The organism is Deltaproteobacteria bacterium (assembly GCA_016709225.1).
GTDB classification, from domain to species: domain Bacteria; phylum Myxococcota_A; class Polyangia; order Nannocystales; family Nannocystaceae; genus Xiheibacterium; species Xiheibacterium phototrophicum.
In genome coordinates, this window is sequence record JADJEE010000001.1 from 1,997,452 (window position 1) to 2,020,684 (window position 23,233).

Sequence of the window (23,233 nt, forward strand, 5' to 3'; positions counted from 1 at the left end):
GCGATGCACCTGTCGGCTCCGTCGCCCTGCACTGCGCTGTGCAAACTGGTGGTCGCCGCGCTCGCGCTGGCCGGCGGCCCGGCGTGCGGCGACGCGGGCAGCGGTGACGGTGGTCGCGGCGACAGCAGTGGCGCGGTGGAGGACAGCGGCACGCAAGACGGCAGCTCGGGCGTGCACGCCGACGACGCCGGCTCCGCGAGCGACGGTGCCGAGAGTGGTGGCGTCGACGGCAGTGGCGGCGCCGACAGCAGCGGTGACGGCAGCACCGGCACCACCGGCGGCGGCCCTGGTTGCCCCGCGATCCCGTCCTGCGATGCGCCGCCACCCAACCCGGGTCCCAACATGCCGTGGCAGGACTCGCAGTCGTACCTCGTGGCCGCGAGCGGTGGCCCGACCCATCGCGGCCGCGACATGTTCTACAACCCCGGCGACGAGCAGTGGGTGCTGGCGAAGTTCGCCTACGGCGCGACCGACTGGGACCTCGAGGGCGAACGTGTCGATCTGTTCCTGCTGCGCGATTGCGGCGACGACTGGGAGGCGCTGGGATCGATCGACACCACCTACGAGTCGAATCCCCACGCCACCGTCGAGGGCGTCGAAGACACCGGCGGGCGGGTCTACTTCTCGATCCCAGCTGCCTCGGCGCTGGGCCTGGGCCGCCACCGCGTGCACATGATCGTGCGCGGCGACGGCACCAGCGCGGACGCCTTCATCGAGATCGTCGAGCCCGGCACACCGATCGTCGTGAGCGACATCGATGGCACGCTGACGACCTACGAGACCGAGGAGTTCGTGGCGTTGCTCTCGGGCGCCACGCCGGACGTCAACCCGCACGCCCCCGAGGCACTCGCGGCCCTGGTCGCGCACGGCTACCGCCCGATGTACCTCACCGCGCGGCCGGAGTTCCTCGGCGCCCGCACCCAGGAGTTCGTCGTCGAACGCGGACTGCCGCCGGGCATCGTGCACACCACGCTCAACTTCACCGGTGCGCTGGGCTCGGCCGCAACCGGCTACAAGCTCGCCGAGCTCACCGAGCTCGCCGCGCGGGGCCTGGTGCCGAGCTGGGGCTTCGGCAACACCAGCAGCGATGGCGACGCCTACGAAGCCGCCAGCATCGCGCCGGTCGACCATCGCGTGTTCTTCCAATACGACGACACCCACGGCGGTCGACGGATCGAGGACTACGCGGAGTTGGTCGCCGAGTTCGAGGCGTTGCCCGACGTCTGCATGCCGTAGTGCGCGACGGGTGGTCGAACCGCGGCGTGCGTGGGAGCTAGTACCTCGATCCCTGTGTCGAGGTACTAGGCTGTGTCCGGTTTCCCATCAAGCCCCGAAGATGCGTAGATAGCGGTGGATGAAGGCAAGCCGGACCATCCCGCCGAAGTTGATGGCGGTCTTCTCGAAGCGGGTCACCACGCGTCGCGACTCCTTGAGCCAGCCGATGAGGCACTCGACGATGCTGCGGCGCCTGTAGAGGCGCTTGTTGAAGGCGACCGGGCGCAGCGCTCGAGTCTCGTTGTGCTTCGTGGGGATCACCGGTGTGATCCCCAGGGCGAGGAGATACCTATCGATCCACTCCGCGCGGTAGCCCTTGTCGCCTGCGAGTGCCAACGGCCACTCCATGACGACACCTCGATCATCATGCAGTGCTTCGTCAGCACCTTGAAGGACCGGCGCGAGCATCGGTCCGTCGTGGGCTTGTCCGGCGCTGAGCTCGAAGTGGAGTGGGTGGCCCTCAACGTCACACAGGATGTGGATCTTCGTGCCCCAGCCCCCGCGGGAGCGCCCCAGAGCGTGATCCGCTGGCTCCTGCGGATCGGATCTTTTCCCCCGCCGCTGCTGCAGCGCGCAGCTCGAATCGATGTCCCGTCGATGCACCACAACTCGGAGGGGTCCGCGTCGTGCGGGACGGCGATGCTCCGCAATCGCCGAAGTACGCGGTCGAACGTCTCGTCCTTCGTCCACTTGTCGAAGAAGTCCCAGGCGGTCGACCATGGGCCGAAGCACTCCGGTAGGTCTCGCCACGGAGCCCCAGTTCGCAACACCCAGAAGATCGCGTCGAGCATGAGACGACGATCCCGCGGCCGCCGACCGGTCTTGAAGTTGTTCGTCGGGAACAGGTCCCCGATCAGCTCCCACTGCGCGTCGGTAAGGCGGTGGCGAGGCATGCCCGTCGTGGTCATGCCCCCCTTGGATCACGGATCCCCGATCCGCCCAAGAATTTGACGGTTTCGGGGAAACCGGACACAGCCTAGAAGCGCAGCACCACGCCGCCGGGGCCGAGCACCGCGCGGCGCGTCGACTTGCGCGCGCGGCTGCGATCGAGCGCGAGCAGCACCGCGCCGGTCACGAGCAACGCACCGCCGACGGCGACCATGGCGATGCCGATCGGCTTGGTGCCGACGCGCTCGACGCGTTCCTGTCCGTCGCTGGTGATCTTGGGTCGCAGCGCCAGCAACGGCACGCCGACCGCGAGCCCGATCACGGCGCCACCGGCCAGCAAGCCCACGCCGGCCTTGCCGAGCTTGCCCAGGGGCGCGCGCCCCTGCTCGCGCCCGGCCACCGGCTCGTCGAGCGGCCGCGGTGGCGGCGGCTGCGTCTGCGGCGGCAGCTGCTCGACGACCCGCACGATCGCCGCGCCGACGTGCTCGACCAGCTCGGCCTCGGTGCACAGCTCGCACAGCGACACGCCGTCGGTGCCCGCGACCACGGCCTCGCCCCGCCACGCGCCGAAGCGACAGCGATAGCCCGGCGACTCACCGAGCGACTCGATCGCGATCAGGATCCGCGGGTCGCCGGGGCTGCGCGCCGGCAACACCTCGTGATCCCGCAGCAGCGCCTCGCCCCGCACCCGGATGCGCTCGGCCAGCGCCGCGCCGGCGTCACCCCCGGCGACCTCGACGTCGAGCTTCGCGCGGACCACCGTCGTGGCGACCGTCGGGATGGGCTCGGCCGTCGGCGCGGCCGCGAGCGTGGAACGGGGCAGCGCGAGCAGCGACGCCAACGCGAACGCGGTGAGACTGCGTGCGAGCATGCGAGTGGGCGCGGGCATCATCGAACACGGCGGCGCGCGGCGCAACGCCGACCGCCCACCGTGACGCCGACCGGGCGCGTCAGCCCGCCGCCCGCGCAGCGCAGCCCGCCGCGAGCTTCTTCACCGCTGGATCGCTGGCGGCGGCGCCGACCTTCGCACACTCCGCGAAGCGCTCCTTCTCGAACAGCGCACGCACCCGCAGTGCGAGCGCGGGGTTGCGGTGGACACCGGTCCAGCACCCGCGCGTGCCGACGTGCACGAGCACGCTCGACCACTCACCCGCACGCTTGGCCGTCTCGGCGGCCTCGCGTGTGGCCTTGCAGGCGGGGCTGTCGACGGTCGCGGGCTTGCGCGCGCCGTCGGTGGCGGACGTCGGTCGCGTGCCACTGGTCGGGGTCTCGGGCGGCGTCACGGTGGGCTCGGCGCTCGCATCGTCGCTCCCGCCGGACGCGGCGTCGCCGGTGCCGTGGGCGGGCCCGTCGTCGGCACCGCTGGGCGCGGTGGTGGTCACGGTCGGCACCGGCACCGGCACCGGCACGGGCGCACCGGTGGCCGGGCCGGCGCCCGCACGCGCGGTCGACAGCGTCTGCGCCGGCACGCCTTCGTCGTCGCCCGGGCCGACGCGCTCCGCCCCGTCGCCGGCGCTCGGACGCAGCAGCCGCCACCCGAGCGCACCGATCATCGCGACCAGCGCGACCGCAGCCACGCCCGCGAGGATCGGCACCGCGCGCGAGGGCGGCGGCACGGGTCGACGCGGCGCCGTGGCGCGCACGCGCACGACCTGCTCGACCCGCGGCTCGGGGATCGGAACCTGCGGCACGATCGGCACCAGCGTGCCGGGCTCCGCCAGGCGCTCGAGTCGCGCGAGCACCTCGGCAGCATCGCGGGGCCGCGCGTTCGGATCGATCTCGAGGCAGTCGCGCACGAGCTGCGCCAGCGCAGGCGACAGATCCGGGCATGCCTCGAGCAGCGAGGGCGCCGGCTCGGTGGCCTTGCGCGCGAGCACCTCGATGAAGTTCTCCGACGAGAACGGCGGCCGCCCGGCCAGCAGCTCGTAGAGCATCGCTCCGATCGCATACACGTCGACGCGCTCGGTCGGCGCGCGGCCCTTGGCCTGTTCGGGCGCCATGTACTCCGGCGTGCCCAGGGCGTGCCCAGGCTGGGTGAGGCGGCGGTCCTCGGCGATGCGCTCGGCGCTGGCCGAGATGCCGAAGTCGAGCACCTTGACGATCTCGGCGTCGCCACGCTGCACGAGCATGACGTTGTCGGGCTTGAGATCGCGGTGGATGATGCCGACCGCGTGGGCCGCCGCGACCGCGCGCGCCACGTCGCGCATGATCGTCACCGCGCGGGTCGGCAACAGCCGCCGACACGACACCAGCTCCTCGTAGAGCGAGCGGCCGAGCAGATACTCCATCACGATGTAGAGCCGACCGTCGGGCAGCGTGCCGGCGTCGAACACCTCGATGATGTTGGGATGGCCGGCCGCGCTCGCGGCACGGGCCTCCTCGCGGAAGCGCCGCGCGACGGTCTCGTGCGCGCTCCACTCGTGGGTGAGGACCTTGACCGCGACCTTGCGCCCGACCGTGACGTGCTCGGCGAGGTAGACCGTGCCCATGCCACCACGACCGAGGGCCGCCTCGACGCGGTAGCGCTCGGCGATCACGACGCCGGCGGGAATCTCCTCGGCGCCGATCCACGCCGGGACCCCCGCGAGCTCGCGGGTCGGCGCACCGGTGTCGCCGCGCCGGAACACGCCGGTGTCGGGCTGCGAGATGCGTGTGAGCAGCTCGCCGAGCCGCGCATGATCGCGGCCCTGACTGTCGGGGAACAGCCCGCGCATGAACTCGGCGAGCTTCTCTTGATCGGTCTGCGGTGCGTTGGCGACCAGCCAGTCCGACAGCGCACGCATGAACTCGCCGGCGTCGCCGTAGCGATCCTCGGGGCGGATCGCGAGCGCGCGCACGACGATCGCGTCGAGCTGCGGATCGACGCGCCGGCTGAACGCCGACGGCGGGGTGGCGCTGAAGCGTGCGACCGCGTTGGTGTCCATGCCGGCCTCGCGCAGCGGACGACCGGTGATGAGCTCCCACAGCACCACGCCGCAGCTGTACACGTCGGCGCGCCCGTCGAGCTCGCCCCGCGTGGCCTGCTCGGGCGCCATGTAGCCGACCTTGCCGAACACCAGGCCCGGCATCGTGTTGGTCACCTTGAGCGCACTGGTGGCGAGCCCGAAGTCGGCGACCCGCACGGCGCCGGCCCAGTCGACGAGCAGGTTCGACGGCGACACGTCGCGGTGCACCAACGAGAGCCCACCGAAGCCGTGCGCGTAGTGGAGCCCGCGCAGGGCCTCGCGCACGATGTAGACCGACAGCGGCACCGGGAACGCCCGGCCGATCTCGGCGCAGCGATCCCAGAGATCGGCGAGGTCTCGCCCCTCGCACAGCTCCATCACGATGTAGGGCTGGCCGTCCTGCTCGCCGGCCTCGCGCACGTCGACGAGGTTGTTGTGGTGCAGCCGCACCACCAACGCGGCCTCGTCGAGGAAGCGGCGCCGGTAGTCGACGTCGGCGACGTCGGGGCGCAGCAGCTTGACTGCGCACAGCCGCGCGAGCGCACCGGTGCCTTGCGCAGCGACGTAGACCTGCGCCATCCCGCCCTCGCCGAGTCGCGCGAGCAGCGTGAGCTTCCCGAGCGCCTGCGGCGGATCGAGCCGCTGCAGCGACTCCATCACCATCGGCACACAAGCTAGCACGCACCCGGGCGGTTTGAGTATGCTTCTGGCGCGTACGCCCGCGTTTGTCGCGAGCGTGACGCCCCCGACAGCCGCCCACGCTGCCCCTCCCGCTCCGGCATGCACGCCCACGGAGCTCCCCGACCACGAACGACCCTCGCCGCGGCCCGCAGCACCCCCCACCCGTTGCCCCCGCGAGCCGCGCGTGGGCGACCCCGACCACGGCCAGATCGCCAGCTGGCGCCCCACGAGCCTCCGCCACCCGTCGCATGACCACCGCAGAGAATCCCCAGCAGCCCGGCGACGGCGATGCACCCGCGAGCCCGGCGGACCGCAGCGCCAGCGCCAGCCACAGCAGCGCCAGCCTGCACGGCCACGCCGGCGTGCTGTACTTCGATCCGAATCCCACTGCGGCCAAGCTCGCGACCGCGGGTCTGCGCCTGGCCGGCTACAACGTGCTGCACGCGAGCAACCTCGATCAAGCGGTCGAGCTGTGCCGCACCCGCGGGCCCGCCGGTGATCGCTCGATCGCCGCACTGCTGCTCGACACCGCCACTGCGCCGGCGGTCAGTGCCGCAGTGCTGCGCGCGCTGCTCGAGGTGCCGGGGGGATCCGAGCTGCCAGGCATGTTGCTGGTCTCGCGCGCCAACCCGGTGCCGTTCCCCGGCGCCGAGTCGCTGCCGTGCCTCAAGCGCCCGTTCACGACGCCGGCGCTGCTCAAGTTCCTGCGCGAGTCGATCGACGTCGCGCCGCCGCCACGGCCAGTCCGCGCCCGTGCCACCCGCGACGAGGCGGTGCTGCGGCTCGAGCTCGCGCTGCAGCAACACTTCCCCGAGCTCGAGCCCGACAACGACACCCTGCGACGGCTGCACGCGACGCTCGCCAACCTCGCGGAGCTGCCGACCTTGGCCTCGGGCGTGACGCTGCAGGCCGAGCTGGGCCCGACCAAGCTCGAGTCGCTGCTCGAGGTGCTCGACGCCGACGGTGCGCGCGGCGTGCTGACGGTCGAGCGACGCGGCACGACCGCGCGCCTGCACGTCGACCGCGGACGCATCCGCATGGCCGAGGCCGAAGGCGACGAGGACCTGCGACTGCAACGCTTCGTGCTCGAGCTGCGCGCCACGACCGACAGCGCGCTGGTCAGCCTCGGCCACGACGACGATCCACAGGCCCGTCCGCTGGCGCTGCGGTTGCTGCAGGACGGGTACCTGCGCGCCGACGAGCTGTCGACGGCACTGTGCAACCAGGCCCGCGAGATCACCTGCCAGGCGATGGGCTGGAGCGGCGGACGCATGAGCTTCGTGCCCAGCGAGCACCTTCACCCGGTGATCGCCGAGCTCGGTCGCGGCGCCGCCGAGCTGCGCATCTCGGAGGCCGTGTTGGTCGGCCTGCGACGCCTCGACGAGCGCGCCGAGATGGGCCCGCACGTGGCCGCGCTCGACGACGTGTTCGTGCGCGTCGACGACGAGGTCGCCAAGCTCGGTCGCCACGCCTTCGCGCTCGACGAGCTCGGGGTCCTCGAGCTGCTCAACGGCCGCAACAGCGTCAAGGACATCGCCCGCAAGACCCGCGCCGGCACCTTCGCCGTGGCCAAGGTGATCTACCGCCTCGGTCGCGGTGGACTCGCCCGGCGCGCGACGCCGCCGGTGCAATCGTGAGCGAGCGTGCGCGCAGTGGGCCGGCGGCCGCGGCCGCGCCCCACGTCGTGATCGCCGACCCCGATCCCGACACGCGCACGCGCATGGCCGCGTGCGTGCGCGCGGTCGCGGGCGCGCAGGGCCTGGTCGTGACCATCGCCGAGGCCAAGGACGGCACCACCGCGCTGGCGCTGATGGGCGAGCGACGGCCGCGGCTGCTGCTGTGCGAGGCACTGCTCGAGGGCATCAGCGGCTTCGCGCTGCTGCGGCGGGTGCACGCCGAGTGGGGCGCTGCCGACTCGGGCAACACCCGCGCGAGCGTCACGCTCGGCCGCCGCCTGCCGCCACCGGCCGGCACCTGCGCGGTCGTGTTCGTGAGCTCGATGTCACGCGACGCCGACCGCTACTGGGGTCTGCGACAGGGCGCGTTCGCCTACCTCGGCAAGCCATTCACCGACGACGCGCTCGAGGCAGCGATCCGCAAGGCGCTCGCACCCGCCCACGTCGAAGGGGCCTAGCGATGCGGCGCCGTGCGCTGCTGGTGACGTCGCTGGTGGTCGTGGCCGCCGGCGCATGGTCGCTGCGACAGTGGTTCGAGCGCCACAACACGCTGCCGCCGGTGACGCCATTCGAGCTCGAGTTCGACGATCGCGTGCCGCTGGCGAGCCTGCCGGTGCTCCCGGACCGCGCGCCCGAGCCGACCCGGGCCGAGCAGCTCGAGCAGCGCCTGGCCGCGCTCGCGGCCGCGATCGAGCGCCGCCGCGGCACCGACGTGGTGCCGGGGCTGGTCGAGTTCGACGTCGAGAAGCTGTCGGCCGACATCAACGCGGTGCTGACCAACGTCGGCGACGACGCGCAGGTCTCGATCCACATCCGGGACCTCCGCACCGGGCACGTGCTGTTCGACGACTATGGCGACACGCCGCTCATCCCTGCCAGCAACCAGAAGCTGCTGACCTCCGCGGCGGCGCTCGAGCTGCTCGGCCCCGACTACACCTTCGTCACCTCCGTCGTCCGTGATGCCGACGCGGTGTACCTGGTCGGCCACGGCGACCCGACCCTGCAGGTCGCCGACCTGGAGTCGATCGCCACCGCGGTCGCGCCGGCGATCGACGCCAGCGTGCAGCGGCTGGTGTTCGACGACTCGGCGTTCTCCCACGATCGCCTGGCGCCCGGCTACAACGCCGGTGGCCCCGGCCTCGCCTACGAGCCCGAGACCTCGGCGCTGTCGGTCGGCTACAACTACGTCGAGGTCACCGCCGCGCCGCTCGCCCGCGAGCGCAAGGTCGGGGTCACGACCCAGCCCGCCGCGCCCACCATCGTGATCGACAACCGCGCTCGTCTCGCACGCAAGCGGGCGCTGTCGGTGATCTCGCGCGAGCGCGACGGCGACACGGTGATCGAGGTCCGCGGCACGCTGCCGTCGCGCGGACCCAAGCAGGTCGAGCGCCGTCGGGTCTACGATCCCGGCCGCGTCGCGGCCTCGTTGTTCGCGGGCTTCCTCGCCGAGCAGCAGGCCAGCATGCCACTACCGATCACCCGTGGGGTCGCGCCGGCCGACGCCGAGGTGCTGTTCGAGCACGAGTCGCCGCCGCTCATGGAGATCCTCGACCTCGGGCTGGCGTACTCCAACAACTTCATCGCCGAGCAGGTGCTGCGCACGTTGGCGTGGCGCATGACCGGCGAGCCGGGCGACTGGGCGGCCGGCGACGAGATCCTGCAGGGGTACTGGTCGGCGCTGGGTCGCGACCCCGAGGAGATCGTGGTCGAGAACGGCTCCGGGCTCTCGCGGGCCGGTCGGCTGACCAGCGCCGGCCTCGTCGATCTCATCACGGTCGCGAGCCACGGGGCGCAATCGGGTCGCGCGCTGATCGACGCGCTGCCGGTCGCGGGCGAGCCCGGCACCATGCGCACGCGGCTGCGACTGTCGGGCAAGCGCGTACGCGCCAAGACCGGCACCCTCGACGACGTCTCGGGCCTCAGCGGAGTCATCACCGCCGAAGACGGCACCCCCGTCATCGCCTTCTCGATCCTCATCAACGCACGGCTCGGCGCCAACTTCGGCGCGAGCCTGCGCAACGAGGTCGAGGATCGCATCGTGACCGCGACGCTGTTCGCCCTCGACGACTACGAAGCACGCGTGGCCGGGCTCGCGAGCTCGCAATCCGGCGGCTGAGGCTCAGAGGAGCCGCGCAGGAAACCTCGGGTGGCAGGAGCGTCGCACGCCGCGGCGTCGGCATCGCGACCCGCCGACGCACCCGCGTGCTACGATTGTCGCCGTGTTGGGGCCACGCGCGCGCACGCGAGCATTCGTCGGCCCGGTGTGGATGCTCGTCGTGCTTGCCTGCGGTCCGGTCGTGGTGGCAGATGCCGACCACGGCGCATCGACAAACGACCCCACCTCCACCGGAGTCACGACGACCACGAGCACGGCCAGTGCCGGCGGCACGAGCTCGGCGGGCGCGACATCGGTCGTGCCCATGGACACCGTCACGCACAGCGGCCCGGATGACAGCTCGAGCGCGGACGATGCCAGCGGTTGTGGTCTGCCGTGCAGCGCCGACGCACTCCAACCCGGCGACGATTGTGAGCCGATCGAACAGGGCTGCGCACCGGGTTTCAAGTGCGTCTGGTACCTGCCCGAGGGTGGCGAGCGTCGACGCGAGGCGGGGCGCTGCATCCCCGTCACCGGTGACGGGCAACCCTTCGAACCGTGCAGCCTACCGAACGGGATCGGCCCCGAGATCACCGACGACTGCGGCGCCGACTCGTATTGTCTCGAGGTCTACGGCCTGTCCGACCACGGCTTCTGCGCGCCGTTCATGGATGGCCCGCTCGACGACTGCCGCCGGTATCCGGGTGCTCGACCTGCGCTGGAAAATGGCTCCGACTTCCCCTCCGCGTGCCTCATCTACGAGTGCCAGCCGCTGGTCGAGGGAGCGTGTCCCGCGGGCATGCAATGCATCTTCTATCCTGCGTTCCTCTATGGCGCGAACATGTGCTGGTTCGTACCGCCCATGCCCGCGCCCCCGCTGGGCGCACCGTGTGCCCCCGGCGAGTGTGGCCCTGCGCAGCTGTGCCTGCGCGACGAGTTCCTACCCGCCTGCGACAGTGACCGTTGCTGCGCGCAGTGGTGTGACCTCCGGGCCCCGACGTGCGACGACCCGGCGACGATCTGCGAACACACGGGCATCTACGACCGGGATCCTGCGTTCGAGTGGCTGGGTGCGTGCGTCGTACCCGGCGCGTTCGGATGAGATCCGCGCGACGCGTCCGCGAGCTCAGAGCCGCACGTCGACGTGGGCCTTGGCCCGCAGCTGCTCGCGCAGCTCCTGCTCGGCCTTGAAGTAGGCCTCGTTCTCGAGTTGCTCGCGGATGCGGTCCTTGACCTGATCGAACGCCAGCGCGGCCGCGGCGACCTGCGCGAGCACGCGGAAGACCACATAGCCCTGCCCTGACGCGATCGGGCCCACCACCGCGCCCTCCTTGGCCGAGAAGACCGCGTCCTCGAGGGCCGGCGCGATGTCGCCGCGCGCGACCGTGCGGTGCCACTGCGCCTCCTCGCGACCCAGCTCGGTCGCGAGCACCTCGCCGGGCGTGCCCTCGCGCAGTCGTCGGCCGGCGGCCTGCGCCGCCGCGAAGGCCCGGTCGCGGTCGGCCTGGGTGCCTTCGCCGGCGGGCACGAACGAGAACTGCTCGAGCTCGACCTTGGCGCTCTCGTCCTTGGTCATCTTCCGGTAGTACTCGCGGATCTGCGCCTCGCTGACCGACCAGGTCGCGAGCTGCTGCGAGACCCGCAGCGAGAGGATCTGGTCGCGCAGCTCGCCGGTGTACTCCGACCAGGAGTCGAACTCGTCGCTGGCCTCGACCTGCTTGCGCAGCGTCTCGACCGTGAGGTTGTTGTTGGCCGCGATGTTGCCGAGCGCGGTCTGCAGCTCTTGATCCGAGACCTTGATGTCGAACTTCTCCGCCTCGTCGCGCACGAGCACGATGTGGATCAGCTCGTCGAGCACGGCGGCCTCGACCTCGCGGCGGGTCGCGTCGACCTGCGACTGCGGCGCGCCGGCCGGCAGCTGCGACATCGCCTCGCGCAGCATCGGGTGGCGATCGGTGGCGCGGCGCAGCTCGCTGCCGAGCACGACGTCGTCGTTCACCACGGCGACCACCTGGTCGAGCACCACGCGGACATCACGGCGGGGCTGCGGCACGGCGGGCGCCGCGGCATCGACGGTGGTCGCCAGCGCGAGCCCGAGCAGCAACATCGACATGTGCGCCAAGTCGTAGCAGTCGCGCGCGCCGGCGGCAACGCATCCGGGGCCGACGCCGTGCGGTCGCCCACGCGTGGTCAGGGCGGCGCGCCGAGCTCGGCCAGCCATGCGCTGCGCGCCGCGGCCACCAACGGCGCGCGCACGGCCTCGACCAGGCGCTCCTGCACGGCGGCGTCGTCGAACGGCGCCGGTGCGCTCGGCTCGATGCTGGCTACGCGACCGACCAGCAGGCGCTCGCCGACCACGACCGGCTGCGGCAGCACGTCGTCGACCGCGAGCGCATCGGCGAACAACACCGGATGGAACCCTGGGAACTCCGCGTCGTCGCGCGCCTGGAGCGGGGTCGTCACGACGTCCCCGAGGCTCGCGAGCTCCACCGGCCCCGCGCGCACGGTCGCGAGTGCGTCCTCGGCCGCGGCCCAGTCGCGCAACAGCACGCCCTGGGCGCTGCGTCGCTCGGGCACCACGAACGCGTCGAGGTGGGCGTCGTACCAGGCCCGCAGTCGCACGCGGTCGGCGGCGATCGTCGCGCGCGGCACCCGACGCTCCATCTCGGCGCTCTCGTGCACGGCCGCGAGCTCCTCGACCCACGCGTAGGCCACGCGGGGATCGTCGGCGAGCCCCTGCGCCGCGGCCTCCTGCGCGAGCACCTCGGCGTCGACCAACGCCTGCAACAGCGCGCTGCGGCCCTCGCCGCCGAAACGCAGCTGTGCGTACGCGCCGAGCTGGGCCTGCACGTCGGCGAGATCTTCGGGCCCGAACGCGACCGCGCCGACCGCCGCGAGCTTGCCCTCGGGGACGCCCTGCGCGGCACCACAGGCCGCCAGCAGCAGCGCGGCGGCGATACGGACCCGCGGGGCTCGGAGCTCGCTCGATCGACGCATGGACGGCGCGACCAGGCTAGCAGTCCGCGGCGCGCCTCGGCAACGCGGGCCGCACTCGCGCGTGCGCCGGCCGAGCTGCTACCTTCGGCGACGTCCGTGTCGCGCTCGCCCGTCGCCGCCGCCTTGCTGCTCTCGTCGCTCGTGGGTCTGGCGTGTCACCCCGCGGGAGCGTCGCGAGCCCCTGCGGGCACGCCCGCACGGCCCGATGCGCCGCGCGCCGAGCCGGCGCCGTTGACCCTCGATCACGCGTTCATGCGCGAGTTCCTCGAGGACTTCGCGGCCGACGACATGCGCGGCCGCTACACGCTGGTGCCCGCGGACATCGAGCGCGCCGCCGACATGATCGCGCAGCAGTACGACGCGCTCGGGCTCGCCGGCGTGGGCCCGCGACACCGCAGCCGCTTCCAGTTCGCCCACGGCTCGGAGCCGGAGCTCGCCCACCACGTCTGGATCGAGATCGACGGCCATGCCCACGTGCTCGGGCCCGAGCAGAGCGTCTCGCTGACGACCGCCGACGCGCGTGCGGTGGTGGCCGAGCCGCTGTGGCTGCCGGCGTCCACGCGCGCGCCCGACCCGCCTTTGCGCGAGCGCGTGCGTGACCACGTGGTGCTGTTCTCGTCGACGCCCACGCCGACCGCGGTGACCACCGCGGCGGCGGCGATGCGCGAGGCAGGCGCCCGCGCCATCGCATGGATCGGTGATCCCACCGCCCTCGACGCCGACGCCCTCGCGGCGCTCCGCGACGCCGCGCGCGACACTGCGCTGCCACAGGTGGTGCTGGCGCGGGCGCCGATGATTGCGATGGTGAAGGACGGCGGCACCCAGCTCGACGCGATCGAGCAGGCCGGCAAGCCGGCCGCGCTGCCGCGGGTGCGGCTGTCGTTGGCGCCCCGCCGCCGCGATCGCCTGCACGATGCCGACAACGTGCTGGCGGTGCTGCCGGGCACCGACGCCGCCGACGAGATCGTGGTGATCGGCGCCCACTACGATCACATCGGCCGCAAGGACGCCGGGCTCGCGTGCATCGGCAGCGACGACACCTGCAACGGCGCCGACGACAACGGCAGCGGCACCGCGATGGTGCTGTCGATCGCCAAGGCGTTCGCGGCCGCCGGTCGCCGGCCGAGGCGCACGCTGGTGTTCGCCCACTTCGCCGGTGAAGAGCTGGGGCTGCACGGCAGCAAGGCACTCGCGAACACCGCCCCCGACGCGCCGCCGTTCCGTGGCGGGCACGTGGTCGCGATGATCAACTTCGACATGGTCGGGCGGCTGGGGTCAGGCGGTCTCTCGATCGGCGGCGTGGGCTCGAGCACGGGCTGGATGCCGCTGCTCGATCGACTGGGTAGCCGCGGCATGTCGGTGGTGTACGAGCGCTCGGTGTCGGCGCGCTCGGACCAGGCGCCGTTCTACGAGCTCGGCATCCCGGTGCTGTTCTTCTTCACCGGGCTGCACGACGACTACCACCGCGCCGACGACGAGGCCGATCGCATCAACTACGACGGCATGAACACCATCGGCGACCTCGCGTTGGCGCTGGTCGAGGCCGTCGCTGGCGGTGCCGAGCTGCCGTTCGCCGCTGCCACCGGCGACGACGGCCTGGTCACGCGCATGCCGGGCAGCGACGAGCGCACGGTCGAGAAGCGCGTCGGCCCGCCGTAGCCGCGCGTCACGGCAGTGCGCTGGCCAGATCGGCGAGCGCGGCGACGGCCTGCCGCAGGCGCGCCTCGTCGCCGCCGCCATCGAGTCGGACCGCGACGCGATCGGGCCCGACCAGCTTCATGCGCCCACGGGTCTGCGCGCCCAGGCGAGCGGCGTACTCCGGCGGCAGCGTGGTGCCGGCGCCGAGTCGCACGCTCAGTCGCTCGCCCCGCAGCTCCAGTGCGGTCGCGTGCAGACGGCGACCGTAGGTCTTGCACGCCATCACGTGCTCGAGGCAGCGCGCCTCGGGCGGCAGCTCGCCGAAGCGGTCGCGGATCTCATCGGCGATCGCCGCGACCACGTCGCGATCGTGGGCGACCGACAGCCGCCGGTAGAGGTCGAGCCGCGTGCCGACGTCCTCGACGTACTCCTCGGGCAGGTAGGCCGGCATGTCGAACACCAGCTCGGGATCGGTCTCACGCAGGATCGGCGCTCCGCGCAGCTCGGCGACCGCCTCGGTGAGGATGCGCGAGTAGGCCTCGAAGCCGACCGCCTGGATCTGTCCGCTCTGGCGCGCGCCGAGGATGTCGCCGGCGCCGCGGATCTCGAGGTCGTGGCTGGCGACCGAGAAGCCGCTGCCGAGCTCGGCGTAGCGGGCCAGCGCCTCCAGCCGCCGGCGCGCGTCGGGCTGCAGCTTCTCGAGCGAGTCGACCAGCAAGTAGCAGAACGCGCGATGGCGGCTGCGGCCGATGCGGCCGCGCAGCTGATACAGCTGCGCGAGTCCGAAGTGGTCGGCGTCGGCCACGAACATGGTGTTCGCACGGGGGATGTCGAGCCCACTCTCGATGATGGTGGTCGACACCAACACGTCGATCTCGTGCTCGACCAGCGCGAGCATGGTCTGTTCGAGCATCTCGCCCGGCATCTGCCCGTGGGCGACGCGCACCCGGGCGTGTGGCACCAGCTTGCGCAGCCGTGTGGCGTGCTCCTCGATGCCGAGGATCCGCGGCACGACGTAGAAGACCTGCCCGCCGCGCGCCAGCTCCTTGCTGACGCCGTCGCGCAGCACGGTGTCCGATGGTCGCGTCACGAAGGTGCGCACGGCCAGGCGGTCGCCGGGCGGTGTCATCACCAGGCTGATCTCGCGGATCCCCAGCAGCGACATGTGCAGCGTTCGTGGGATCGGCGTGGCCGACATCGACAACACGTCGACCTCGGTCTTGAGCTTCTTGAAGCGCTCCTTTTGTGCGACCCCGAAGCGCTGCTCCTCGTCGATCACGACCAGCCCGAGGTCGGCGAAGCGCACGTCCGAGGACAGCAGGCGATGGGTCCCGACCACGACGTCGACGCTGCGGTTCTTGGCGCCCGCGATGGTGCGGGCCTTGTCCTTGGCGTCGGTGAAGCGGCTCAGCACGCCGACCTCGATGCCGAACGGCTCGAGGCGCTCGCGGAAGGTGTGGTAGTGCTGCTGCACCAGCACGGTGGTCGGCGCCAGCACGGCGACCTGCTTGCCCCCGTGGGCGGCGCGGAAGGCCGCACGCAGGGCCACCTCGGTCTTGCCGAAGCCGACGTCGCCGCAGATGAGCCGGTCCATCGGCTGCGGCCGCGAGAGATCGCGCTGCACTGCCTCGATGGCGTCGAGCTGATCGGGGGTCTCCTCGAACGGGAACGTGGCCTCGAACTCGTGGTAGGGCTCGCCGCCCGGTGGGTGCGCGTGACCACCCAGTGCCTCGCGCTGCGCATAGATCTGCAGCAGTTCCTCGGCGATCTGCCGCACCTCCGCCTTCACCTTCGCGGTCTTGGTCGCGAAGCTGGTGCCGCCCATCTTGTCGAGCTTGGGCGGCTTGGCGTCGGCGGAGACGTAGCGCTCGATCTCGCCGAGCCGCGTGACGGGCAGGTACAGCCGATCGGCGCCGGCGTACTCGACCTGCACGTAGTCCGCCGGCGTGCCGCCGAGCGCGAGCTGGACCAGGCCGACGTAGCGCCCGACGCCGTGGGTGACGTGCACGACATAGTCGCCGACCGCGAGCTGGCCGATGCCCGACACGCCGCCGCGACGGCGACGGGGCTTGCTGCGGTGGGCGAGCGCGCCGAACACGTCGGCCTCCGACACCAGCAGCAGGCGATCGATGCGACTGCGCAGGCCGGTCGACAGCTCGCCGGCGACGACGTGGATGCGACGCGAGGGCGACGGCGGGCTCTTCAGCAGCAGCGGCACCTCGTGCACACCGCGTGGCGGATCGACCGCGACTGCGTGGTCGCGCAGCAAGCCCACCAGCCGCTCGGCGTGGCTGTGGTTGGGCGCGGCAAACACGATCGACCATGGCGGCTCACCCTCGCGCTGCAGCTCGGCGATGCGCGCCAGCACCGGTGCCAGCAGCTCGCCGCTGCGACGGCCGCGGGCGGCCTGCAGCTCGGCGGCGAGGGTCTCGTCGCGATCGACCTGCACGCGCAGTGGCACGCGGCCGTCGTCGCCAGGCGCCTCGAGTCGCTCGACCCACGCCCACGCCCGCTCGCCCCAGGCTGCGAACGCCGCGGCCGCGACCGCGTGCTGCTCGGGTGCCGCGACCAGGCGGCGATCGGCGAGCGCGCGCTCGTACTCCGCCGCGAGCTCGTCCTCGTGGTTGCGCGCCGCGGCCTGCAGCGCCGACGGATCGTCGAGCACCACGCGGGTGCCGGCGGGCAGATAGGCCCACGGCGGATCCATGCCGTCGTGCAGCAAGGGGGCGACCGCGTCGATGCCGAAGAAGTCCTGCCCCGCCTCGAGCGACTCGATGACCTGCCGCGTGCGGCTGCTGGGCGCCGCGATCGCATCGGCGCGCTCGTGGATGCGCTGGCGCAGCGGCGCCGCGGTCGTGACGATCGACAGCCGCACCGGCACGATGTCGACCGCCGCGACCTCGCGCAGGGTGCGTTGGGTCTGCGGATCGAACGAACGCATGCGCTCGATCTCGTCGCCGAAGAACTCGATGCGCACCGGCTGCCCGCCCGTGGGCGTGAACACGTCGAGCACGCCGCCGCGGACCGCGAAGCTGCCCGGGTCCTCGACCACGTCGCCGCGCACGTAGCCGGCCGCGACGAGGCTGGCCTGCGCGGCCGCGAAGCCCAGCTCCTGGCCCTTGGTCCAGCGCGCGCTGCGGGCCGCGAAGCCGGCGAGCGGCAGGGTCTTGCGCAGCAACGAACGCACGCCGCCGACGAGCACCTTGGGCGCGCGCCCGCCGTGGGCCCGCGCGAGCACGGCGAAGCGGGCCGCGACCGTGCGGACGTCGGGCGCGAGATCGCCGAGCGGCGAGGTGTCGACGTCGGGCAGCACGACCACGTCACCCTCGGTGTCGTCGGCGGCCGGGGCCGCGCAACCGAGGAAGAAGCACACGTCGGCCGCGACACGGCGGGCCGCGGCGTCGTCGACGGTGACCACCAGCAGCGGCGCGCCGGCGGCCGACGCGTCCGCGACCAGCTTGGCGAGCAGCGGATCGACGGCCCCCAGCACGCGCACGGGCGTGCCGGCGGCGGCGTGGGCAACCAGCGGCGCGGCGGCCTGCGAGGGCGAGAGCACGTCGGCGTCCACGGGAGGGCGGCGGCAAGGGTAGCGCAAGCCCGATCGCGAGGGTGGGCTCGGCTTGCGGTGCACGCCGTCGCGACGCTACCTTCGGGCGCCGCTTCGCGGACGACCCATGGCCGACGACCACTTGATCGAGGTGCTCGGAAGCGTCGGCTTCAAGCTCAATGAAGCCCGCGCCTATGTCGCGCTGCTGCGCGCCGGCGCCAGCACCGGCTACGAGGTGAGTCGCGACGCCGGCGTGCCCCGCTCGGCGGTGTACGGCGTGCTGCGGGGGCTGGTCGCCCAAGGCGTCGCGCGACGCGACGCGGGGCCGCCCGAGCGCTTCAGCGCGACCCCGCCCAAGGCGCTCGATGGCCTGCTCCGGCGCCGCTTCGACGGCGCGACCGCGGCGCTGCGCGAGGCCATCGCACAGCTCGACGTGAGCCCCGACGCGCCCGACGCGTTCACGGTCGCGGGCTACGACCGCATCCTCGACGAGGCCTCACGCATCATCGCGGGCGCGCGCAAGGTGGTGGTCGCCAGCGGCTGGCCACGCGAACTCTCGCGGCTGGCGCCCGCGCTCGCAGCCGCCGAACGACGGCGCGTGTTCACGGTGCTGTTCTCCCACGCGCGGCTGCCCGACGAGCTGGCGGGCCTGCGCTTCGGCTACGGGCTGGCCGAGCGCGACCTCGAGACCTTCTGGTCGCACCGGCTGGTGGTGGTCGCCGACGACAAGACCAGCCTGCTCGGTGCCACCGAGAACGCGCGCTCGGACCGCGCGGTCGTGAGCGAGACCGCCGCGATCGCCGAGATTGCCGTCAGTCAGGTCTCGCTCGACATCACCCTGCTCGCGCAGCGCCACGGCATCGACGTCACCGACGTGATGGCCAAGATGCTCGGCGATCGCGTGGGTCGGCTGGACTCGCTGCTCGCGGCCCACGCGAGCCCGCAGCTGGGCGACGCGCTGGCCCCCACCCCGCGTCCCCGCGCGGGCAAGGGCGCGCGGCCCCGCGGCACGCGTCAGGGCACGTAGCGTGCGCCGTCGTTGACGAACGACGCCGAACCGATGCCGCCCCACACGATCATCTCGCTGCCGGTCCACACCTGCGTGTGCCCGGCGCGGGCATCGGGCACGTCGACCGTGCTGGTGGCTGTCCAGCTGTTGGTGGCGGGGTTGTAGCGGCCGCCGGTGTCGAGGCGCCCCTCGTTGTCGATGCCGCCCCACACGATCATCTCGCTGCCGGTCCACGCCGCGCGGTGGTGGGTGCGTGGTGACGGCGCGCCGTCGATCGCCGTCGCCGTCCACGAGTTCGTGCTGGGATTGTAGCGGCCGCCGGACGACAACGCCGCGCCGGCCTGGTTCTCACCGCCCCAGACGATCATCACCTCGCCGGTCCACACCGTCGAGTGGTAGACGCGCGCCGCTGGCGGTGTGATCGCGCTCATCGCCGTCCAACTGTTGGCCGCCGTGTTCCAGCGCGAGCCGTCGTCGAGCACGAAGTCGTCGTTGCGGCCGCCCCAGATCACCACGGCGTCGCCGGTGAACACCGCGGAGTGCTCGGCGCGCTGCGACGGCGTGCCGGGCAGCGCGACGAAGCCCCAGCCGTCGCGCAGGACGTCGAAGTGGCGCGCCTGGACCAGCGTGCCGGACTCATCCTCGCCGCCGAGCACCATCATGCCCGTGTCGTACCAGGTCGCGCTGTGGTGGCGACTCGGCGCCGGGGCCGGGAAGCCGGGCGCGAGCGCGGTCCAGGTGTGGCGCGTGCCGTGGTAGCGGGCACCGTCGCCGAGCACCGAGAAGCTGCCATCGCCTCCGCCCCAGATGAACATCTCGCTGCCGGTCCACACGGCCGTGTGATCGGCGCGCACCGACGGCGCTCCGGTCGGCGTCAGCGGCGTCCACGTGTCGAGGACCGGGTCGTAGCTCGCGCCGTCGTCGAAGAAGGTGTTATCGCCGGCGCCGCCCCACACGATGATCTCGGCGCCGGTCCACACGTCGCTGTGGCGATAGCGAGGCGCCGGCGCGTCGATGTCGGCGATCGGCAGCCACACGTCGTGCAAGCACGCCGCGAGGGTCGCGTCGCAGCCGGCCACGCAGACCTCGTCGACCGGCGTGTACACGCACACGCCCTCGCTGCACGTACCAGACCCCGGGTACGCGCGCGCGGTGCCGGCGTCGAGACAGCCGTCGGCCGGCGGCGTCGCGCACTCGCGATCGTCGACGCAGTCGGGCGCGCCGCCGCTCGACGAGTCGGCGACCGTGCCATCGCTGCCGTCGGTGGTCGCGGGGCTCGTGGTCGCCGACGTCGTGCCCTGGCTCTGGCCGGTGGAGCTGCTGCCCTCGCTGCCCGACCCGCACGCGTCGTCTCCGTCCGCGCACCCGGAGCCCCCGGCATCGTCGCGGTGGCACGCCGCGAGCCCCAACAGCACCGCGATGATCCTCATGCGTTCGCCCCCCATGTTCGTCCCTCTTCCGTCGGCCCGCCGGTTCCGGTGCGGGCAGCTCGCGCGGCCGAGTATCTGCCACGTTCGGGCGTCGATCCCAGAAACCCGCGCGAGATCGCCCGTGTCTGCGGCCAAGCCCCGCGATCGGATGGCCACTTTTCGCGGCCGTCCATCGACGGCACCGCAGATTGCTTCGATTTTCGGACAATGCACGGCATTTGAAGCGCGCGGACGTAACTCAGCAATGAGTTACTTTCCACTGGACGCGCGGCCGGGTGGGCCCGACACTGGCGTGGTTCGGCGAGGGGGTCATCGATGGGTCACGGAGCCGAGTGCGTTCGCATCCTGGTGCTGCAGCCCGCGGATCGTCCGCTCGCGCTGCGGGATCTGCTCGAGCCGCGGGGCTTCGAGGTGCACGAGGCGTCGATCGCCGACGGCCCCGCGGCGCTGCGCTGTGCCCCCCACGCGGCGGTGCTCGACCTCGACGTCGATGCGCCGGCCGCGGTGACCCTGTGCACCGCTTGGGCAACCGACGTGGGCCGGCGACTGCCGCTGCTGGGGTTGTCGACGCGGCCGCTCGACCCGGCCGGGCTCTCCGGCGCGGGCGTGCACGGCCTGCAGCTGCCGTGCGCGCCCATCGTGCTGGTCAGCGCGTTGTGCCGGCTCATCGCCGCGTCGGCGATGGCCGACGGCCCCGGCAACCGTCGGCTCGTCCGCGCGCTCGGTTTTCGCCGCGGCCATCCGATCGTACGCGCCCGCGGCCGCCCGGGCGCATGAGCAGCGCACGCCAGCGGAGAGGTTGGCGGTATCATCGACGGGCCAAGTGACGATGCCGGGACACTCGCGCCGCGTCGCGTACGAGACCGCCCGCCTCGCGCTGGCGCGCGTGCACCTCGACACCGCGGGTGACCTCGCGGCCGTTGCCGCCCGTGCCACCCGCATCTGCGCCGAGGCCCTGCAGGTGGCCCGCGTCGGGATCTGGGTGTTCGACGACGACGGCACGCTGCGTTGCGTCGCGCTGCACGATCGCGAGCAGGGCCCCCAGGGCGGCGGCACGGCCCTGGCCCCCGCGACCCTGCCCCGCTACCGCGCCGCGCTCGACACCTGCCGCGTGCTGGTGGCCGACGACGCCCGCCTGCACCCGGCGACCGCCGAGCTCACCGCGGGCTACCTCGAGCCCCACGGCATCGGTGCGCTGCTCGACGCGCCGGTGTTCCGCGACGGGCACCTCTACGGCGTGCTGTGCCACGAACACGTCGGCGGCGCGCGTCGCTGGACCCACGCCGAGGCCGAGTTCGCGTCGGCGGCGGCCGAGGTGGTCGCGCTGGTGTTCGCACAGGCCGAGCGCGCCCGTGCCGAGGCCGAGCTGCGCGAGCAGAGCAACCGCGCCCGCGATCTCGAGCGACTGCTCGAGGTCCGCCGGCTCGCGCGCAACGTCGCCCACGACTTCAACAACGTGATGACCTCCGCGATGATGCTGACGGCCTCGCTCGAGCCCGGCGATCTCGCGACCGCGCAGCGCGAGCTGTCCGAGGTGCTCGAGATCGGCCGCAAGCTCGCCGCCGAGCTGCTGCGTTTCGCGGGCCCGCGCGAGGGCGCCACGCCGGCGGGCACCCAGGGCGCGCTGGCGGGCATCCGCGCGCTCGGTCCGGTGCTGTCGCTCCTGTTGCGACCGCGCGCGCAGCTCGTGATCGACGTGGCGGGCGACGACCTCGCGATCGGGCTGGCGCCGCTCGAGCTCGAGCAGGTCGTGCTCAACCTCTGCGTCAACGCCCGCGACGCGATCTCCACCCAGGGCCAGGTGTCCCTGCACGCGCGCGGCGGCACCGCGCTCGAGCTGGAGATCCGCGACGACGGCGTCGGCATGGACGACGCCGTCAAGCAGCACCTCTTCGAGCCCTACTTCACGACCAAGTCCGAGGGCAACGGCATGGGCCTGGTGTTGGTGCTCGACCTGGTGCGCAGGGCCGGCGGCACGCTGCAGATCGACAGTGCGCCCGGCCGCGGTACCACGGTCCGCGTGACGCTCCCGCGCGCGCCGTGAGCGAGCCATGTGGCGGGGGTCCACTCGAGTGGCCCGAGCTGGGACGGCGCCGGGGTCAAGCGCGGCCAGCAAAGCCCCGATGGGTCCCGTAGCATGCTCGACCCCAGCCGACGCGCCCGGATCCCGGACGCCGACATCCAACCCATCCACATCGACGAGCCGACCGCGGTCCGCCGCGGCAACTGTGGCGAGCGCTGCGTCCGCGAGGCCGCGGCAGCGCTCGTGCAAGCCGCCGAGGCGCCCGGCTTCAAGCTCCCGATGCTGCCCGAGACCGCCAACGAGGCGATGTCGCTCGCCGCCGATCCCAACATCGCGATGCGACGGCTCGAGCGCGTCATCGTGTCCGACACCGTGCTCACCGCACGGATGCTGACCGTCGCCAGCTCCCCGGCCTACGGCGGCGTGCCGCTGCGCAGCCTCGGCGCGGCGCTGCAACGCCTCGGCAGCGGGGCCATCCGCGACGTGCTCTACCAGAGCGTGATGGAGTGCCACATGTTCCGCGGCGACGACGAGCGCGTGGCGCGGGCGCAGCGCGAGCACGCCGTCGCGGTCGCGCGCCTGTCGAAGGCGATCTGCAAGGTCGCCGGCATCGACGACGGCCAGGCCTTCGTCACCGGCCTGCTCCACGACATCGGCATGCTGGCCCTGCAGGCGCTGCGCAAGCTCCCCGCCACCGCCCACCTCGACCCGGACGACATCCAGAAGGTCGAAGAGATCGTGCACACGACCCTGGGCGCCCGCATGGCCGCCGGCTGGAAGCTGCATCCGCAGGTCATCGAAGGCATCCGCCGGCACCACCGCTACCGCGACTACGAGCCGGGCGCGTACTCGCAGATCGGGCACGTGATCGCGGTCGCGGACATCATCGTCCACCACCTCGGCCTGGGCGGCACGCCGCATCCGCTGACCGACGAGCAGCACGCCGAGATCGCCGCGCTCGGCCTCGACCCCGCACAGGTGATCGCGGTGGCCGGCGCCGCGTTGCTGGGCTCGTAGCCACCGCGCGCG

The 23,233-nt window shown here is 72.7% G+C and carries 17 protein-coding genes and 1 pseudogene; 10 read left to right on the forward strand and 8 right to left on the reverse strand.

What is annotated here, in order from left to right; all coding sequences use genetic code 11:
* Nucleotides 1–3: 3 nt before the first annotated feature.
* Nucleotides 4–1,236: a phosphatidylinositol transfer protein gene (locus tag IPH07_08215; GenBank protein MBK6917368.1), complete on the forward strand. Its 1,233-nt coding sequence runs from the start codon at nt 4–6 to the stop codon at nt 1,234–1,236.
* An 87-nt stretch (nt 1,237–1,323) separates the two neighbouring features.
* Here the strand turns inward: IPH07_08215 and IPH07_08220 are convergent, their stop codons facing one another.
* The 4 genes and pseudogenes from IPH07_08220 to IPH07_08235 all read right to left on the reverse strand — a co-directional run bounded on the left by IPH07_08220 (nt 1,324) and on the right by IPH07_08235 (nt 5,771).
* Nucleotides 1,324–1,878 (reverse strand): IS5 family transposase, encoded by a 555-nt coding sequence (locus tag IPH07_08220; GenBank protein MBK6917369.1) that lies wholly within the window; start codon nt 1,876–1,878, stop codon nt 1,324–1,326.
* Nucleotides 1,879–1,934: 56 nt separating this feature from the next.
* Nucleotides 1,935–2,183 (reverse strand): annotated as a pseudogene (locus IPH07_08225) (transposase).
* Nucleotides 2,184–2,251: 68 nt separating this feature from the next.
* A complete protein-coding gene (locus IPH07_08230; protein ID MBK6917370.1) occupies nt 2,252–3,034 on the reverse strand; it encodes a hypothetical protein in 783 nt (260 codons plus the stop codon).
* Nucleotides 3,035–3,113: 79 nt separating this feature from the next.
* A complete protein-coding gene (locus IPH07_08235; GenBank protein MBK6917371.1) occupies nt 3,114–5,771 on the reverse strand; it encodes a serine/threonine protein kinase in 2,658 nt (885 codons plus the stop codon).
* A gap of 266 nt (nt 5,772–6,037) precedes the next feature.
* Between IPH07_08235 and IPH07_08240 the strand changes: the two genes are divergently transcribed.
* The 4 genes from IPH07_08240 (at nt 6,038) to IPH07_08255 (ending at nt 10,662) form a co-directional block, all read left to right on the forward strand.
* Nucleotides 6,038–7,426 (forward strand): DUF4388 domain-containing protein, encoded by a 1,389-nt coding sequence (locus IPH07_08240; GenBank protein ID MBK6917372.1) that lies wholly within the window; start codon nt 6,038–6,040, stop codon nt 7,424–7,426.
* Entirely contained in the window at nt 7,423–7,923 is a 501-nt protein-coding gene (locus tag IPH07_08245; GenBank protein ID MBK6917373.1) for a response regulator transcription factor, read from the forward strand. Before IPH07_08240 ends, IPH07_08245 begins: the two co-directional genes overlap by 4 nt.
* A 2-nt stretch (nt 7,924–7,925) precedes the next feature.
* The gene (gene dacB, locus IPH07_08250; GenBank protein MBK6917374.1) at nt 7,926–9,581 is read left to right on the forward strand and encodes a D-alanyl-D-alanine carboxypeptidase/D-alanyl-D-alanine-endopeptidase; all 1,656 of its coding nucleotides are present in this window, start codon (nt 7,926–7,928) and stop codon (nt 9,579–9,581) included.
* Between the two features lie 304 nt (nt 9,582–9,885).
* Nucleotides 9,886–10,662, forward strand: a complete 777-nt coding sequence (locus IPH07_08255; GenBank protein MBK6917375.1) for a hypothetical protein — start codon at nt 9,886–9,888, stop codon at nt 10,660–10,662.
* A gap of 24 nt (nt 10,663–10,686) precedes the next feature.
* Here IPH07_08255 and IPH07_08260 read toward each other — a convergent pair whose 3' ends face one another.
* Both IPH07_08260 and IPH07_08265 read right to left on the reverse strand, forming a co-directional pair.
* Nucleotides 10,687–11,673, reverse strand: a complete 987-nt coding sequence (locus tag IPH07_08260; protein MBK6917376.1) for a peptidyl-prolyl cis-trans isomerase — start codon at nt 11,671–11,673, stop codon at nt 10,687–10,689.
* Nucleotides 11,674–11,750: 77 nt separating this feature from the next.
* Nucleotides 11,751–12,557 (reverse strand): peptidyl-prolyl cis-trans isomerase, encoded by an 807-nt coding sequence (locus IPH07_08265; protein ID MBK6917377.1) that lies wholly within the window; start codon nt 12,555–12,557, stop codon nt 11,751–11,753.
* 96 nt (nt 12,558–12,653) lie between these two features.
* On the opposite strand from IPH07_08265, the gene IPH07_08270 reads away from it, so the two are divergent.
* Nucleotides 12,654–14,216 (forward strand): M20/M25/M40 family metallo-hydrolase, encoded by a 1,563-nt coding sequence (locus IPH07_08270; GenBank protein MBK6917378.1) that lies wholly within the window; start codon nt 12,654–12,656, stop codon nt 14,214–14,216.
* Nucleotides 14,217–14,223: 7 nt separating this feature from the next.
* Here the strand turns inward: IPH07_08270 and mfd are convergent, their stop codons facing one another.
* Entirely contained in the window at nt 14,224–17,763 is a 3,540-nt protein-coding gene (gene mfd, locus IPH07_08275; GenBank protein MBK6917379.1) for a transcription-repair coupling factor, read from the reverse strand.
* 106 nt (nt 17,764–17,869) lie between these two features.
* Here mfd and IPH07_08280 point away from each other — a divergent pair, with 106 nt between their 5' ends.
* The gene (locus IPH07_08280) at nt 17,870–18,769 is read left to right on the forward strand and encodes a TrmB family transcriptional regulator (protein ID MBK6917380.1); all 900 of its coding nucleotides are present in this window, start codon (nt 17,870–17,872) and stop codon (nt 18,767–18,769) included.
* On the opposite strand, the gene IPH07_08285 is transcribed toward IPH07_08280, so the two are convergent.
* A complete protein-coding gene (locus IPH07_08285; GenBank protein ID MBK6917381.1) occupies nt 18,757–20,181 on the reverse strand; it encodes a hypothetical protein in 1,425 nt (474 codons plus the stop codon). The genes IPH07_08280 and IPH07_08285 overlap by 13 nt on opposite strands.
* 315 nt (nt 20,182–20,496) lie before the next feature.
* On the opposite strand from IPH07_08285, the gene IPH07_08290 reads away from it, so the two are divergent.
* From IPH07_08290 to IPH07_08300, 3 genes are all read left to right on the forward strand, one after another.
* On the forward strand, nt 20,497–20,958 hold the full coding sequence (locus tag IPH07_08290) for a hypothetical protein (protein ID MBK6917382.1): 462 nt from the start codon (nt 20,497–20,499) through the stop codon (nt 20,956–20,958).
* A gap of 46 nt (nt 20,959–21,004) precedes the next feature.
* Nucleotides 21,005–22,225, forward strand: a complete 1,221-nt coding sequence (locus tag IPH07_08295) for a GAF domain-containing sensor histidine kinase (protein ID MBK6917383.1) — start codon at nt 21,005–21,007, stop codon at nt 22,223–22,225.
* Between the two features lie 93 nt (nt 22,226–22,318).
* The gene (locus IPH07_08300; protein ID MBK6917384.1) at nt 22,319–23,221 is read left to right on the forward strand and encodes an HDOD domain-containing protein; all 903 of its coding nucleotides are present in this window, start codon (nt 22,319–22,321) and stop codon (nt 23,219–23,221) included.
* Nucleotides 23,222–23,233 lie beyond the last annotated feature (12 nt).

Bases quoted from the DNA above. Each gene is read 5' to 3' on its own strand.
- dacB (MBK6917374.1), top strand. From the start codon at position 7,926: ATGCGGCGCCGTGCGCTGCTGGTGACGTCGCTGGTGGTCGTGGCCGCC.
- IPH07_08260 (MBK6917376.1), bottom strand. From the start codon at position 11,673: ATGTCGATGTTGCTGCTCGGGCTCGCGCTGGCGACCACCGTCGATGCC.
- IPH07_08255 (MBK6917375.1), top strand. From the start codon at position 9,886: ATGGACACCGTCACGCACAGCGGCCCGGATGACAGCTCGAGCGCGGAC.
- IPH07_08300 (MBK6917384.1), top strand. From the start codon at position 22,319: ATGCTCGACCCCAGCCGACGCGCCCGGATCCCGGACGCCGACATCCAA.
- IPH07_08215 (MBK6917368.1), top strand. From the start codon at position 4: ATGCACCTGTCGGCTCCGTCGCCCTGCACTGCGCTGTGCAAACTGGTG.
- IPH07_08230 (MBK6917370.1), bottom strand. From the start codon at position 3,034: ATGCTCGCACGCAGTCTCACCGCGTTCGCGTTGGCGTCGCTGCTCGCG.
- IPH07_08265 (MBK6917377.1), bottom strand. From the start codon at position 12,557: ATGCGTCGATCGAGCGAGCTCCGAGCCCCGCGGGTCCGTATCGCCGCC.
- IPH07_08240 (MBK6917372.1), top strand. From the start codon at position 6,038: ATGACCACCGCAGAGAATCCCCAGCAGCCCGGCGACGGCGATGCACCC.
- IPH07_08235 (MBK6917371.1), bottom strand. From the start codon at position 5,771: ATGGTGATGGAGTCGCTGCAGCGGCTCGATCCGCCGCAGGCGCTCGGG.
- IPH07_08290 (MBK6917382.1), top strand. From the start codon at position 20,497: ATGGGTCACGGAGCCGAGTGCGTTCGCATCCTGGTGCTGCAGCCCGCG.
- IPH07_08285 (MBK6917381.1), bottom strand. From the start codon at position 20,181: ATGAGGATCATCGCGGTGCTGTTGGGGCTCGCGGCGTGCCACCGCGAC.
- IPH07_08280 (MBK6917380.1), top strand. From the start codon at position 17,870: ATGGCCGACGACCACTTGATCGAGGTGCTCGGAAGCGTCGGCTTCAAG.